The sequence below is a fragment of the Rhodococcoides fascians A44A genome (assembly GCF_000760735.1).
GTDB classification, from domain to species: domain Bacteria; phylum Actinomycetota; class Actinomycetes; order Mycobacteriales; family Mycobacteriaceae; genus Rhodococcoides; species Rhodococcoides fascians_E.
Map to the genome: position 1 here is coordinate 2,817,063 of NZ_JMEX01000008.1, position 12,462 is coordinate 2,829,524.

The following is a 12,462-nucleotide window of genomic DNA, read 5'->3' on the forward strand; positions in this document are numbered from 1 at the left end:
TCTCGTTGCGCGTGGACGCTGGAAGCGAGTTCGACCGGGGTGTGTGGAGCGAACGTGCCGTTCGGTCACTCAGACTGACCGAACGGCACATTCGCTCCGGAGGTAGACGGAAGAACGATCAGGAGTTGCTGAGCTTGGGTGCGTTCAGGTCGACGGGCAGTTCGCCGGTCACCAGGAAGATCACGCGGCGGCCGACCTCGACGGCGTGGTCGGCGAAGCGCTCGTAGAACCGGCCGAGGAGTGTGACGTCGACGGCTGCGGCAACGCCGTGCTGCCATTCGCGGTCCATGAGGACGGTGAAGAGGTGGCGGTGGAGGTCGTCCATTGCCTCGTCTTCTTCACGCAGCTTGGCGGCGCGTTCGGGGTCGCGGGTTTCGAGGACCTCGCGGGCGGATGCGCCGAGCTGAACTGCGATGCGTCCCATTTCGGCGAAGTAGCCGTTGACCTCTTCGGGCAGGGCGTGGGCGGGGTGGCGTCGGCGCGTGATCTTGGCGACGTGCAGGGCGAGGGCGCCCATGCGGTCGATGTCGGCGACGATCTGGATTCCGGAGACCACCGAACGCAGATCACCGGCGACCGGTGCCTGCAGGGCGAGCAGGGAGAACGCTTTTTCCTCGCATACCGCGCTGAGGTCGGTGATCTTGTCGTGATCGGAGATGACCTGTTCGGCGAGAACGAGGTCGGCTTGGAGGAGGGATTGGGTGGCCTTGTCCATGGCGGAGCCGGCCAAGGTGGCCATCTCGCCGAGGGTATCGGCCAAATCGTTCATCTGTTCGTTGTAGGCGACGCGCATAAGGCGCAAGTTTAGTGCGTCACACAGATCCATTCATGGTCCGCCGGGTGAACGGGGCATGAATGGATTCGCACTAGGCGCAGGTGTCGTCGGCGGCGTTGGTGAAAGCGAGGTTCTCGGGGAGTGCCGGAGCTTCCGTGCTGCCCTCGACCTGGGTGGCTTCGATCGGCTGTCCGAAGACCGTCGGTGCGGTGGTGTAGCCGGGGTAGTCGGCGCCGAGGACGACCTCGACCACGCTGTCCAGACCAGCGGACTGTTCGATGACGGCTCCGGGTATGGCGGAGGCGACGGTAGCAGCCTCCGATTCCTGACCGGGCGAGAAACGTACGACGGTCTGCGCCGCAGAACCGACGAAGTTGCCGACGTCGAGAATCTGGAAGCCGTAGGACGCGAGCTCGCTCGACGCGGTGGCAGCCATGCCGGCGGTGTCCGAGGCGTTCGAGACCTGCACGGAGACGGTCGCCGGGTCGACGGCGAGTGTGGGGACCGACGGCTCTGCGGGGGACTCGGGAGCGGGCGTCGGCTCGGAGCGTTCCTCTCCGGGGAGGGGGAGGTCGTCGATGATCGCTCGGAACAGGGCTGCGATGGCGCTGTCGACGGGGATCTCGTTGCCCCATTCGTTGGTGCCGTCCGTCGGAAGCGTGAGGAACGTGACGGCGCCTGCGTCGACGTTCTGCAACGAACGTCCGAGCGTGATGAGGTCCTGCGTCTTGACGTTCTCGACGAAGGTGTCCCGGGTGAACGCGCTGACGAAGCCGTTGAGCTTGCCGGGATCGAGAAGGACCTGGTTGGACAGTGCGGACCTCAGCAGTGACGACAGGAATCGCTGCTGGCGTTTGATACGCCCGTAGTCGCCGTTGCCTTCGGTGTCGACGTGCCGTGCACGGACATAGTTCAGTGCGGTTCTGCCGTCGATCCTCTGTTCACCGACATTGGGGAGGACGGTGCCCAGCTCGTAGTCGACGAGAGGTTGCGCCGTGCAGACGTCGACTCCGCCGATTTCGTCGACCATCGACTCGAAGCCGGCGAAGTCCATACCGACGAAGTGGCCGATTCTCAGGCCCGAGATCTTCTGGATGGTCTTCACGAGACACTTCGGTCCGCCGAGTGCGTAGGTGGCGTTGAGCTTGTCTCCATCGGCAGCCGGGTACATCTCACCGGTGTAGCTGTTGGTGTCGTTGTCGAACGCTTCGCATTCGGGGCGTTCGACGTCGAGGTCGCGAGGAAAGGACACGGCGACGACGCGGCTACGGTCGGCCGGGATGTTGACCAGCATCACGGTGTCCGATCGGGCGCCCTCGGCGTCCTCGACGGTTCCGGCGCCGATCTCGCCGCTGGCACCGGCCCTGGTGTCGGTTCCCACGATCAGGTACGTCTCGTCGCCGTACTGCCCGTCGGCGTCGACGACGTCGGTGGAGTTGGGGTCGAGCGCGGCAACCTGAGCGAATCCGCGGTCGGTGCTTCGGAGGTAGCCCCAGACGACACCGGTCAGTGCCACGGACAGAATGGCGATGATCGACACCAAGCCTCGAGCCATGTTCTGCATGCGCTTGCGGCGGCGCACCTTGCTCATCGCGAGACGGGTCAGCGCGGGGCGCGACTCGGCGGGTACACCGACTGCTTCCGGGAGCGCGGTCACCGGGGGAGGTGTGCTGTCCGTGATCGGATCGATCTTCTCGGTGGGGGCCTCGACGTCGGGCTCCCGTCGAGCGCGTTCTGCGGTCGACTCTCTGGGCGTGCGCGGTGCCGGGCGCTCGTCCTCGGAATCGCGATCCATGAGCTCGGCGACGGACACGGCGTCCGACTTGCCGGACGGCTTCTTACCGAATCTCTTCAGCAGACCGCCGTTCGATTCCTGCTCGGGCTCGGGTTCGGGGTCGGGTTCCGAAGCCTGTGGCCTCGGCGCGGCGGAAGGCCGAACGGACTCGGACTCGGGGTTGTGGATTCGCGAGATCGGTCGTTCCCACGGCGCGCGACCGTCGGACATGGAAGAGCCCGAATCTCGATCGTCAACCACGGATTCGAACCTGACCTTCCTCGAACACATCTTCTCGCCGTCGATCGGGCGATCCCAGCAATGATACTGAGGAATTCGATGTGGTCCACTTCAGTACGTTCGGCCGGGCGTCGGTGCAGGTCAGCCTCCGGAATGCATGAGGTCTGCGCCCGCCGGGACCGAGATGTCCTCCGGGTCGTCGAGCCACCCCTCCGGCAGTGACACCGCACCGGGAGAGCCCTGGCGACCACGAGGACCTTCGGCGTCCTTCGGGAAAGGTACCGACGGGTCCAGTTGTCCCAGTAGGTCGTCGAGCTCGGGAAGGGTCTTGACCAACGCCATGGACACCCGGAGGTCCGAGCCGGCGGGGAAGCCGCGTAGGTACCAGGCGACGTGCTTGCGGAGCTCGCGCAGGCCTCTGTCCTCCCCGTGGTGTTCCGCCAGGAGCTCGGCGTGCCGCCTGATGACGACGGCCACCTCGCCCAGCGTCGGTGCAGTGGGTTCCTCGCGGCCGGCGAACCGAGCGCTGAGCTCGGCGAAGAGCCACGGCCTGCCGAGGCATCCGCGACCGACGACCACACCGTCACAACCGGTTTCGGCCATCATTCGGACAGCGTCCGACGCCGAGAAGATGTCGCCGTTGCCGAGGACCGGCACGTCGGTGACGTGTTCCTTCAGGCGTGCGATCTGCGTCCAGTCCGCGGTGCCGGAGTACCGCTGCGACGCCGTCCGCGCATGCAGTGCGACAGCGGCGGCGCCTTCGGCGGCTGCGATTCGTCCGGCGTCGAGGTGGGTGTGGTGCTCCTCGTCGATGCCGACGCGGAACTTGACCGTCACCGGAACATCGGTTCCCTCAGTGGCTTTCACGGCCGCAGCGACGATTCTTCCGAACAGGTTGCGCTTGTACGGCAGTGCCGCGCCGCCACCTTTTCTGGTGACCTTGGGAACCGGGCAGCCGAAGTTCATGTCGATGTGGTCGGCGAGGTTCTCGTCGACGATCATCTTCGCGGCCGCGTACGTCGTGTCCGGGTCGACGGTGTAGAGCTGGAGTGACCTGGGCGTCTCGGTCGGTCCGAATGTGGTCATGTGCATCGTGGCGGGCTGGCGTTCGACGAGTGCGCGCGCGGTCACCATCTCGCAGACGTACAGACCCGAGGTGCTGCCTGCGCGCTCGAGTTCCTGCTCGCGGCACAGGGTGCGGAATGCCACGTTGGTCACACCGGCCATCGGTGCCAGTACCACTGGGCTTCGGAGTTCGAGTGAACCGATCCGCAATGTCATGGGTGAAGCCTCGTTCGTGTTCTTCTCGGAGATGGTCTGTCGGCCGGCAGCGGAGCCTGCGGTGCTGCCTGTCGGATTCACGAGCGAAGCCCTACACCGCGGTCGAGGTGTAGGGCTTCGCTCGCTGGTCTGTGGATCAGGAAGCTCGAAATCAGGAAGCTTGCTTCTCTGCCTTCTTCGCCTCGCGAGCGAGCGAGCGATCGCGCATTTCCTCGAACTTCGTCGCCTGCTTCTCGAGGTCCTCGAGGAACGCGGCCAGCTCTTCACGCTTGTTCTCGCCGCGTCCGGTGAAGTCGTCGCGCTCGAAGATGCGCCACTTGCGGAGCACCGGCCACACGACGTCCTCGAGGTGCTGACGCAGGTCGTAGATGCCGTGCTTGGCCATCAACACACCGTTGCGGCGGAAGTTCGGCATCCCGGCGCCGGGCATCTGGAAGTTCATGACGATGTCCGACAGCGCGTCCAGCGTCTGATCCGGTGCGATGTCGAGGGCCGCAGCGCTGATGTTGCGGTAGAAGATCATGTGCAGGTTCTCGTCCGCCGCGATGCGCTGGAGCATGCGGTCGGCGATGGGGTCGTCGCAGACCTTGCCGGTGTTGCGGTGCGACACGCGCGTCGCGAGCTCCTGGAACGTCACGTACGAGACGGAGTGAAGAAGACCCGTCTGCGAACCGGCGGGAGAGGCGAATCCGTTGGTCATGTGGATCATGCGCGCCTGCTCGAGGGCAACGGGATCGACCCCGCGGGTCACGACGAGGTAGTCACGCATGACGATGCCGTGACGGTTCTCCTCGGCGGTCCACCGGCCTACCCAGGTGCCCCAGGCGCCGTCCTGCGAGAAGTTCTCCGCGATCTCGCGGTGGTACGACGGCAGGTTGTCCTCCGTGAGGAGGTTCGTGATCATCGCGGCCTTGGCGACCTCGGACAGTTTGCTCTGCTCCGGGTCGTAGTCGATGCCACCGAGTTCGGCGAAGTTGCGGCCTTCGTCCCACGGCACGTAGTCGTGGGGATGCCACTCCTTCGCCATGGACATGTGCCGGTTGACGTTGTCTTCCGCAACCGGAACGAGCTCCTGGAGCAGCTCCAGCTGTGTCAGATCCCTCGCCATTACATAGCCTCCATACATTGCGGACAACGGTCTCGAGCTTACGGCACCGTAACCACGCTGTGAACTCCGCTGAGTTCGCTGGGCGCGGCACGTCACCGGCTGATTTGTCGGAGAATCCCCCGAAGGGTGTGTTCGTTCCCCGAAGTCGAACCGTTACCGAGTGTACGACCGTGCACCTCGGAAGTGTGCGTACTCGTAGCTGGGAGTGCGCTGCGAATCCGTCGGCGACCCGATGCGACATACCGCTCGGCCCGGTGGCGGGAGAGGTGGTGAAGTGCCCCCAGTAGGACTCGAACCTACGACCTGCGGATTACAAGAGCGGAACCTCTGAAACCTCGCAATTAACCCTCGATCTGGTCGGCAAAAAGACCGCAAAACGAGCTTTAGGCCCGAAATCGAACCTACTCAAAAGTAGTTTGAACTGTAAAGTAAAGGGTGCTTAAAGTGTTCGGCGATATGCAGTTACGCGAAGAAACCCCGAGGCACATCTACCCACCTGCAACACCCGCCGGAATCTGGCGGACATTCATGCAAGCCCGATCGCTCCGGCCCGTCACTATCGACGAACGCCTCCGGGTATTGCGATCACTCGAAACTCATTGCGGCACAGTGCCCCACGAGGTCGCCGCCGGCCAGATCGCCGAATGGCTCGCCGGCGGACAGTGGTCCGCCAGCACTCGTGCGACGTATCACGGATACCTGAAAGCGTGGTTCGACTGGCTACAGTCCCAGGACCTCCGCGACGACAACCCGCTGGTGAAGATCCCCGCGCCGAGGACGCCCCGCCGACGTCCTCGACCGATCGACGACCAGCACATGAACCGACTACTAGCTACCCGGATGCACGCCAAGACTCGCGCAATGATCCTTCTCGCCGCACTTGAAGGGCTACGCGTCCATGAAATCGCCAAGGTAAAGGGCGAGGACGTCGACCTGATCGCCGGAATCCTCCACGTCGTCGGTAAAGGGGGAGTGGTCGACGAGCTGCCGCTGCACCCGCTCGTCGCCGAGGTCGCCCGAGAACTACCGCGCCGCGGCTACTGGTTCCCCGCTAACTCCCGCGCCGCCGTGCCCGGAACGTGCGTCCGCTCGAAATCGGTGTCGGATATCATCGCCGGCGTCATGCGCCGCGCCGAGGTTCCCGGCACTCCGCACAGTCTCCGGCACTGGTTCGGAACGACGCTCGTCGACTCCGGCGTCGACCTCCGCACCGCGCAGGAATTGCTACGGCACGCGAGCCTCGCAACAACGCAGATATACACCAAGGTATCGAGCAAACGCCGCGTCGAGGGCATTAACAAGCTCGACCCGTGGCGTGCGATCACGCCGGCCGAGGCCGGCGTAACCGTCTGACGAGTGCCCCCGCACGGCCTCGAACCGTGGACCCGCGGATTAAAAGTCCGCTGCTCTACCAACTGAGCTACAGGGGCGAACGCAAAAGACAATAGCGGACGCCCCGCGCCAACCATGAAAGACCCCGCCCTATGCAGAAATACCTTGTCCGAATCCTCCTCGTGCTTGCCGCCGCCTGTTACACCGGCGGCGCGGTGATGCTCACGCAAATGTTCTCGTCCCCGGACGTCCGAACGATGGTCACGGAACACCATTCGCCGAACGAGTCCGACGAGGTAACCGCGCGGACTGCGCCGGCGACGGACTTCTCCGGACCGCGCGCGGCCGCGAATCGCGCCCTCGTCGGCTACATGCAGAGCATCGAGGTAATCACCGGCGCGCCGGCGTCGGTGCCCGCGTCGGTCAATCAGGCCCGGCACGTGTGCATGGCCGTCGCTCGCGAGCGCATGTCCGGCGATCCCCGGCCGCTCGAGGATGCCGTGTCCGAGGTGTCGACTGTCCCGGACGTCACGCAAGCGATGGCCGTTCAGCTCGTCGCGGCCGGCATGAAGTACGCCTGCCCGGACTCCGCGACGGCTCCGCAGTAGTCGGCCCCGCCCAATTCGGCCCGCCGGCCGGCGGAATGCCCCACCCCTTCCGCCGGCCGGCATTGTCCGTTTTATAGCGCGTTTCCGCTGTACTTAATGCGTTATAGCGCGCTATACTTTAGGGGTACCACCGAACCCGCCGATAGGACCGCCATGTGGACCAGCCCCCGCGACGCGACGCCCGCGCACTGCACCCGGTGCGACTGGACTTACAACCCGACAGATGGACCGTGCCCCCGATGCACCCGCCCCGCCAGCCGCAGAACCGCCCGCACGACCGAGAGGACCGCACAATGCACGACCCGACAGACGCCGAGCGCGACGCAATCGCCGCGCAGATCCGCGAGGACTCCCGCGAGCTGCACGCCCGACTGCGCGACGTCGCCGCCGGATCGCTTGCGCCGCGAACTCTGCTCCACGCCGTCGAGAACACGATCGCCGCGACCGGCGAGGTAATTCCGAACGTGTACGGAACTGACGCGCTCGCAATGGCATTCGCGCGCATATCGGCCGCGGCATCGACCGCGAAGCGCGCCGGCGACGGACTCGCCGGCGAAACGCGCGAACGCGTCCGGATTGCCTACGCCGCGGAGCTGAAACACCGCCGCGTCATCGGCGGCGACGAGGAGCTGGCCGGCCGACGCGCGTTCGACCTTCACGCCGACGCCCGCGAAATGCGCTCATGGTACGAACTCACCTGGCGCGAACGTCGCGACTGGATCGACACCGCAGCGCGAGAGGGCAGATGATGAACGCCTACCACATCGCGAACAACGAGACCGCGGCCCGGCTCGCCTCCTACACAGAGAACGCCCGCGAGTGCGCCGACCACGCCGAGGAACACCTACGCGCCGACGAGCTGTCCGCGATTCCGTCAATCGTCAACGTGAACGCCGCACGGCAAGCTGCGACGCTCGCCGAGTACTTCGCCACACTGGCCGGCAGCGACCGCGCCGACGAGCACGCCGCGCGTGCCCGCGAAGCCGCCCGATCGATCGCGGCGCGGCTGTGACCCGCGACGACGACGGATTCGACTACGATTCCGACCTGGTGCAACTCCTGCCACCGTTGGCACACTTCACCCTGCACCGGGACGGAACTATGACGCAGAATCACCCGATCGACGCGCCCGCGGACCCGGACGAGGCACTGCTCGCGAAGATCCGCACCGCGGCCGGCCAACGCGCCGAGGCCCGCGCGATCGCCGCGGCCGCCGAAGAGCACCGGGACCAGCTCGTGCGCGAAGCTCTCGCCGCCGGCATCACCGCGTCGGACGTCGCCGCCGCTGCTGGCCTGTCGAAACCGCGCATGTATCAGATTCGTGACCGCCGTCGATAGCTGCGCGAGCGCCCAGCATTTAGCGGCCCACAGGGCTTCAAGCGGGATGTTGGGTGCGCACATTGCGTAACGGTTTACTGTAATCACATGTCTGTGGTTCAGCTCCGGTCTCGCCCCCAGGTCCTCGAGTTCTTCGCAGGCGTCGGTCTCGCTCGTATGGGCCTCGATCTCGCCGGGTTTGAAACGGCTTGGGCCAACGACATTTCGCCAGACAAAGCGGCGATGTACCGCGCGCAGTTCGGCGACGACGTGATGGTCGTCGGCGACATCAACGACGTTGACGCCGCGGACCTGCCCCGCGTCGAACTCGCTTGGGCATCGTCACCATGCACCGACCTGTCACTAGCTGGCAATCGCACCGGGTTAGCCGGCGTGCAGTCGTCGGCCTTCTACGCGTTCACCGGTGTCCTGGGGGCGATGAAGGAGGAGGAGCGGCCTACGGCCCTTGTTCTTGAGAATGTCATCGGCCTGTCGACCTCGCACGGCGGAGACGACCTCACCGCTGCAATAAAGGAGTTTAACGAACTCGGATACTCAATGGACATACTCGCTATCGACGCACGTCGATTCGTGCCCCAGTCACGGCCCCGCTTGTTCCTGGTCGGTTCCCGTGAGCCCGTTGAGACACAGGAAACTGAGCACCCCTTGCGGCCAGGTTGGACAGAGGCATTCTTTAACGACCCGACCCTCGTTATGCACCGAGCAGGCTTGCCGAACCCGCCCGCCCACGTCACCGGCGGTCTCGGCGGCACAGTCGAACGCCTGGACAACGACGACCCACGTTGGTGGGACGAGGGCCGCGTATCCGCTTTCGTCGAATCCATGTCGGGGGTACAGCGGAGCCGATTGGACCAGCTTCGCCGACAGCGGCAGCGGTACCAATGGCGCACCGCTTATCGACGAACCCGCGGTGGTATCGCCGTCTGGGAGATGCGACCCGACGAGGTTGCCGGATGCTTACGAACACCGCGCGGCGGATCGTCAAAACAGGCTGTCGTCCGGATGGGTTACGGCAAACTGAAGGTTCGGTGGATGACCGGAGCAGAGTATGCCGCGCTGATGGGAGCCGGGGCGTACAACATCGACGGTTTCCGGGATTCGCAGGTGCAGTTCGCATTTGGTGACGCCGTGGCCGTGCCCGCAGTCGAGTGGCTAGCCGAGCACTACCTGAAACCGCTGATAAATGGAGAGTTCGCCTCTCGATCGGATCGTCAAGCGAAGGTTCAGTAATGGCGAGCACGAGCAAGCCGCGGACCGCCGGCCCGGCGAAGACGAAGCCCAAGAAGAAAGACCTCCCCGCCGACCTTGTCCGGGAGTTTCGGTCCCTCTTTGACGAAGCGAAGAAAGCAACTGACAACGAGAACCGCCGAATCACCTCGGCGAAGTGGGGCGTGTACGCCTTCTACGACTACGACGGCGAGCCGATCTATGTTGGGCAGACTAAGGAAAGCCTTGCAACGCGGCTAAACCGACACCTGACGAACCAACGCACCGATGCGGTAGCGATGCGCATTCTGGACGTGTTCGAGGTCGCCGCCCTTGAGGTCTGGCCTCTCTGGGGTCTCGAGGACACGCCCAAAATGCGCGACGACGCGGCTGCATACAAATCCGCGCAGGCTTTGCTGGACGCCCACGAGTACTCGGCCTACTTGAAGGCCATCGAGGACAGCAAGTTTGGCGCAATCCTCAATGAGAAGATTCCACCCGTTTCCGACCCGATCGAACTGCCTGAGTCCCACCGGTTCGACCTCGTGTCAGAGACAACCCGCGCAGAACGGGACCACCCCGACGTCCGTATCGCCCGGCGGGCCGAAACGCTAGCCCGCCTCGCCGCTGTCGCCCACGAGCGCGGCGAGGTGTCCGCAGGCCTCCGCCGAGTCCTGGTAATCCAAGCCGTCCGGCTGGCTTTCAAGGCTGCCGAGAGGTTCAACGAAGCCGAGGGCGAACTCGAACCAGATGCCGACGCTATCTCCGTTGAAGGTCTCATAGGGTCAGTGCTGTATCCGACCGACGACGAGGGTGAGGGCGAATAGCCGCGACGTAAACCTGCGACCGACAGTCCCGGCCGCAGCCGAAGAAAAAGCCCGGACCCCCCGCCGAGAGGATCCGGACTTTATATTCGCAGGTTCACCAACCAAGGAGAACGCACCGCCGAGACTACCGGCCGGCGACGACATGGCCCAGCGCACACGCCGAGCCTTACCGAGCCGACACCGGCCCCGACTCGTATTGCGTCAGCGACCCGGCCGAACGGTTGTCGATCGAGACGCCCGCACGATCGCCCGCGATCCCCACGCCGTCGACGCGTACGTGCTCCACAACTGAGCCGTTGACCAGCAGCCACAGCACGCCCGCCTCCGTTCGTACCTCGACGAAATCGCCGACCGCGAGCGCCGCCGGCAGATCGCCGGACGCGAGCACCGTCCCCGTCGACGTCGTGTCCGTTACGCCGTACCGCACTTCCCACGTCGTCGTGCCGAACTTGCCGAGGATCGCATTATCGGTCGCCATATCGAAGCGCGCGGCGACGCCGAGTTTCGTCGAGCTGGACGGCAGCGACGCGACGCGTGCGCGCACCCAATGGTCCGCACTGGGTAGCGGAGCGTCGAGAACGTAGCAGTTCATTTCCCGAACTGACGTTGTGCCCGGCGAGACCGCACCATTCGACGCGTCGAACGTCGTCGATCCGTACGCGCGATCGAGCCAGCCGCGCGACGTAATGTTCCCCGACGCCCCGGCGAACGAGTCGCCGGCAGACATAGGCCCGCGGCCGACCGCGATCGCTGGATCCTCGAAGTACGGCAGCAGCGCCAGCGTCGCGCCGGACTCGATCCGATCGGATCCGAAGTAGCTACTCGACGGGCGGAACACCGCGCGCACGACGTCGCCGGCGGACAGCTCGACGTCGACGGACACCCGGAACGAACCCGACGACAGCGTTACCGCCGCCACCGTCGCCCCGTTCACTGTCAGCGATGCACGTTGCGTTCCGTTCGTGCGGCCCACGGAACCCTTCAGCACCAGGTGCGCGACCCCGTCGCCGTCCGAGCGGATCCCGTTGTCGAATAGACCCGTCTCCGGCCGCATCGGGTCGACCGTCCACCCTGTCATTACGTTGTCCCTGTCCAGCGGGTACGTCACCGACGATGTGGTCACGAGGCCGGCCGCAGTCGGAAGCGACACCGCCGAGAACACCTGAAGCCAGCCGGCACCGTCCCACACCCAGCCCTCGCCGATCGGATCCGGCCCGACGTAGACCTCGCCGATTGTCCGGCCGTCGATCTGAAGCGGCATCGCTCACGCCTCCTTCACGAGGTAGAGCACACCGGCGACCGGATCCGCCGGCAGCTCGTCGACGACGAGGGCAGGCAGCCGCGCCGCGAGCGCGGACTGAAGGCCGGCGACGTCCTCGATCACGTGCCCGTGCTCCGCCGGCGCGGCCCCGACGTCCTCCGGCCCGAGGTTGACCGGCCCGACCTGGCCGTTCACCGACTGCACCGAGTCCTCCGGAGCCACCAGCAGCGCCCACGATCCGAAGTCCGCCGGATCCCCGGGGCCGAGCATGTAAGAGCCCTGGTCGACGTCGCCGGCCTGCACGATCCCGACGTCGCCCTCCTCCGCCTCGAGCGCGAGAAGTTCCGCCCGGTTTGCCACCCGGTGCCGGCTCGTGATCGAGAGCGCCGGAATCTGCGACGTGATGAGCTGCCCGTTAGGCCCTAGGTCCGCCTTCGTCCGGATCGCGTCGGACACGACCTGATCGAACGCCGGCGCGACGTCCGGGCCGAGGTTTTCGAGCGTCACCGTCGCCGGCGCATCGAGTAGCGCGTTATCGGCGCGAGCGAGTGAAGTCCGCACCGGATCCGCCAACTCCGCGGACGTCCATCCGCCGGCCGGCGCGCCCAGCTCCGCAGCATCGGCCGCAACCTCCGCCCGATCCGCCGCCGCGCCCGCATCGGTCGCCGAGTCCGCCGCCGAGTCCGCGGCCGCGCTCGCATCGGTCACCGAG

The 12,462-nt window shown here is 65.6% G+C and carries 12 protein-coding genes, 1 tRNA gene and 1 pseudogene; 7 read left to right on the forward strand and 7 right to left on the reverse strand.

The window, feature by feature from the left end; all coding sequences use genetic code 11:
* Positions 1 to 118 precede the first annotated feature (118 nt).
* From phoU to BH95_RS25335, 4 genes are all read right to left on the reverse strand, one after another.
* A complete protein-coding gene (phoU, locus tag BH95_RS25320) occupies positions 119 to 793 on the reverse strand; it encodes a phosphate signaling complex protein PhoU (RefSeq protein ID WP_019667345.1) in 675 nt (224 codons plus the stop codon).
* A 73-nt stretch (positions 794 to 866) separates the two neighbouring features.
* The gene (locus BH95_RS25325; protein ID WP_099052215.1) at positions 867 to 2,780 is read right to left on the reverse strand and encodes an LCP family protein; all 1,914 of its coding nucleotides are present in this window, start codon (positions 2,778 to 2,780) and stop codon (positions 867 to 869) included.
* Positions 2,781 to 2,930: 150 nt separating this feature from the next.
* Entirely contained in the window at positions 2,931 to 4,070 is a 1,140-nt protein-coding gene (dusB, locus tag BH95_RS25330; protein ID WP_026348172.1) for a tRNA dihydrouridine synthase DusB, read from the reverse strand.
* A 151-nt stretch (positions 4,071 to 4,221) separates the two neighbouring features.
* On the reverse strand, positions 4,222 to 5,178 hold the full coding sequence (locus BH95_RS25335; protein ID WP_019667341.1) for an acyl-ACP desaturase: 957 nt from the start codon (positions 5,176 to 5,178) through the stop codon (positions 4,222 to 4,224).
* Positions 5,179 to 5,787: 609 nt separating this feature from the next.
* Between BH95_RS25335 and BH95_RS25340 the strand changes: the two genes are divergently transcribed.
* Positions 5,788 to 6,531: a tyrosine-type recombinase/integrase gene (locus BH95_RS25340; RefSeq protein ID WP_244165134.1), complete on the forward strand. Its 744-nt coding sequence runs from the start codon at positions 5,788 to 5,790 to the stop codon at positions 6,529 to 6,531.
* A gap of 4 nt (positions 6,532 to 6,535) precedes the next feature.
* On the opposite strand, the gene BH95_RS25345 is transcribed toward BH95_RS25340, so the two are convergent.
* Positions 6,536 to 6,608: transfer RNA gene (locus BH95_RS25345), tRNA-Lys, on the reverse strand.
* 54 nt (positions 6,609 to 6,662) lie between these two features.
* On the opposite strand from BH95_RS25345, the gene BH95_RS25350 reads away from it, so the two are divergent.
* The 6 genes from BH95_RS25350 (at position 6,663) to BH95_RS25375 (ending at position 10,489) form a co-directional block, all read left to right on the forward strand.
* A complete protein-coding gene (locus BH95_RS25350) occupies positions 6,663 to 7,118 on the forward strand; it encodes a hypothetical protein (protein WP_037184805.1) in 456 nt (151 codons plus the stop codon).
* A 293-nt stretch (positions 7,119 to 7,411) separates the two neighbouring features.
* Positions 7,412 to 7,867, forward strand: coding sequence for a hypothetical protein (locus tag BH95_RS25355; RefSeq protein WP_037184808.1), 456 nt, complete (start codon positions 7,412 to 7,414; stop codon positions 7,865 to 7,867).
* Positions 7,867 to 8,130, forward strand: coding sequence for a hypothetical protein (locus tag BH95_RS25360; RefSeq protein WP_157773175.1), 264 nt, complete (start codon positions 7,867 to 7,869; stop codon positions 8,128 to 8,130). Before BH95_RS25355 ends, BH95_RS25360 begins: the two co-directional genes overlap by 1 nt.
* Positions 8,127 to 8,456 (forward strand): hypothetical protein, encoded by a 330-nt coding sequence (locus BH95_RS25365; protein ID WP_037184813.1) that lies wholly within the window; start codon positions 8,127 to 8,129, stop codon positions 8,454 to 8,456. Before BH95_RS25360 ends, BH95_RS25365 begins: the two co-directional genes overlap by 4 nt.
* Positions 8,457 to 8,543: 87 nt before the next feature.
* Positions 8,544 to 9,686: a DNA cytosine methyltransferase gene (locus BH95_RS25370; RefSeq protein ID WP_037184816.1), complete on the forward strand. Its 1,143-nt coding sequence runs from the start codon at positions 8,544 to 8,546 to the stop codon at positions 9,684 to 9,686.
* Positions 9,686 to 10,489, forward strand: coding sequence for a GIY-YIG nuclease family protein (locus BH95_RS25375; protein WP_037184819.1), 804 nt, complete (start codon positions 9,686 to 9,688; stop codon positions 10,487 to 10,489). Before BH95_RS25370 ends, BH95_RS25375 begins: the two co-directional genes overlap by 1 nt.
* 166 nt (positions 10,490 to 10,655) lie before the next feature.
* On the opposite strand, the gene BH95_RS25380 is transcribed toward BH95_RS25375, so the two are convergent.
* Both BH95_RS25380 and BH95_RS29280 read right to left on the reverse strand, forming a co-directional pair.
* Positions 10,656 to 11,750, reverse strand: coding sequence for a hypothetical protein (locus tag BH95_RS25380; RefSeq protein WP_037184822.1), 1,095 nt, complete (start codon positions 11,748 to 11,750; stop codon positions 10,656 to 10,658).
* Positions 11,751 to 11,753: 3 nt separating this feature from the next.
* Positions 11,754 to 12,462 (reverse strand): annotated as a pseudogene (locus tag BH95_RS29280) (hypothetical protein); the annotation flags it as partial.

Coding starts and splice junctions, on each gene's coding strand:
- BH95_RS25380 (WP_037184822.1), bottom strand. CDS start 11,750: ATGCCGCTTCAGATCGACGGCCGGACAATCGGCGAGGTCTACGTCGGG.
- dusB (WP_026348172.1), bottom strand. CDS start 4,070: ATGACATTGCGGATCGGTTCACTCGAACTCCGAAGCCCAGTGGTACTG.
- BH95_RS25335 (WP_019667341.1), bottom strand. CDS start 5,178: ATGGCGAGGGATCTGACACAGCTGGAGCTGCTCCAGGAGCTCGTTCCG.
- BH95_RS25370 (WP_037184816.1), top strand. CDS start 8,544: ATGTCTGTGGTTCAGCTCCGGTCTCGCCCCCAGGTCCTCGAGTTCTTC.
- BH95_RS25355 (WP_037184808.1), top strand. CDS start 7,412: ATGCACGACCCGACAGACGCCGAGCGCGACGCAATCGCCGCGCAGATC.
- BH95_RS25350 (WP_037184805.1), top strand. CDS start 6,663: ATGCAGAAATACCTTGTCCGAATCCTCCTCGTGCTTGCCGCCGCCTGT.
- phoU (WP_019667345.1), bottom strand. CDS start 793: ATGCGCGTCGCCTACAACGAACAGATGAACGATTTGGCCGATACCCTC.
- BH95_RS25360 (WP_157773175.1), top strand. CDS start 7,867: ATGAACGCCTACCACATCGCGAACAACGAGACCGCGGCCCGGCTCGCC.
- BH95_RS25325 (WP_099052215.1), bottom strand. CDS start 2,780: ATGTCCGACGGTCGCGCGCCGTGGGAACGACCGATCTCGCGAATCCAC.
- BH95_RS25375 (WP_037184819.1), top strand. CDS start 9,686: ATGGCGAGCACGAGCAAGCCGCGGACCGCCGGCCCGGCGAAGACGAAG.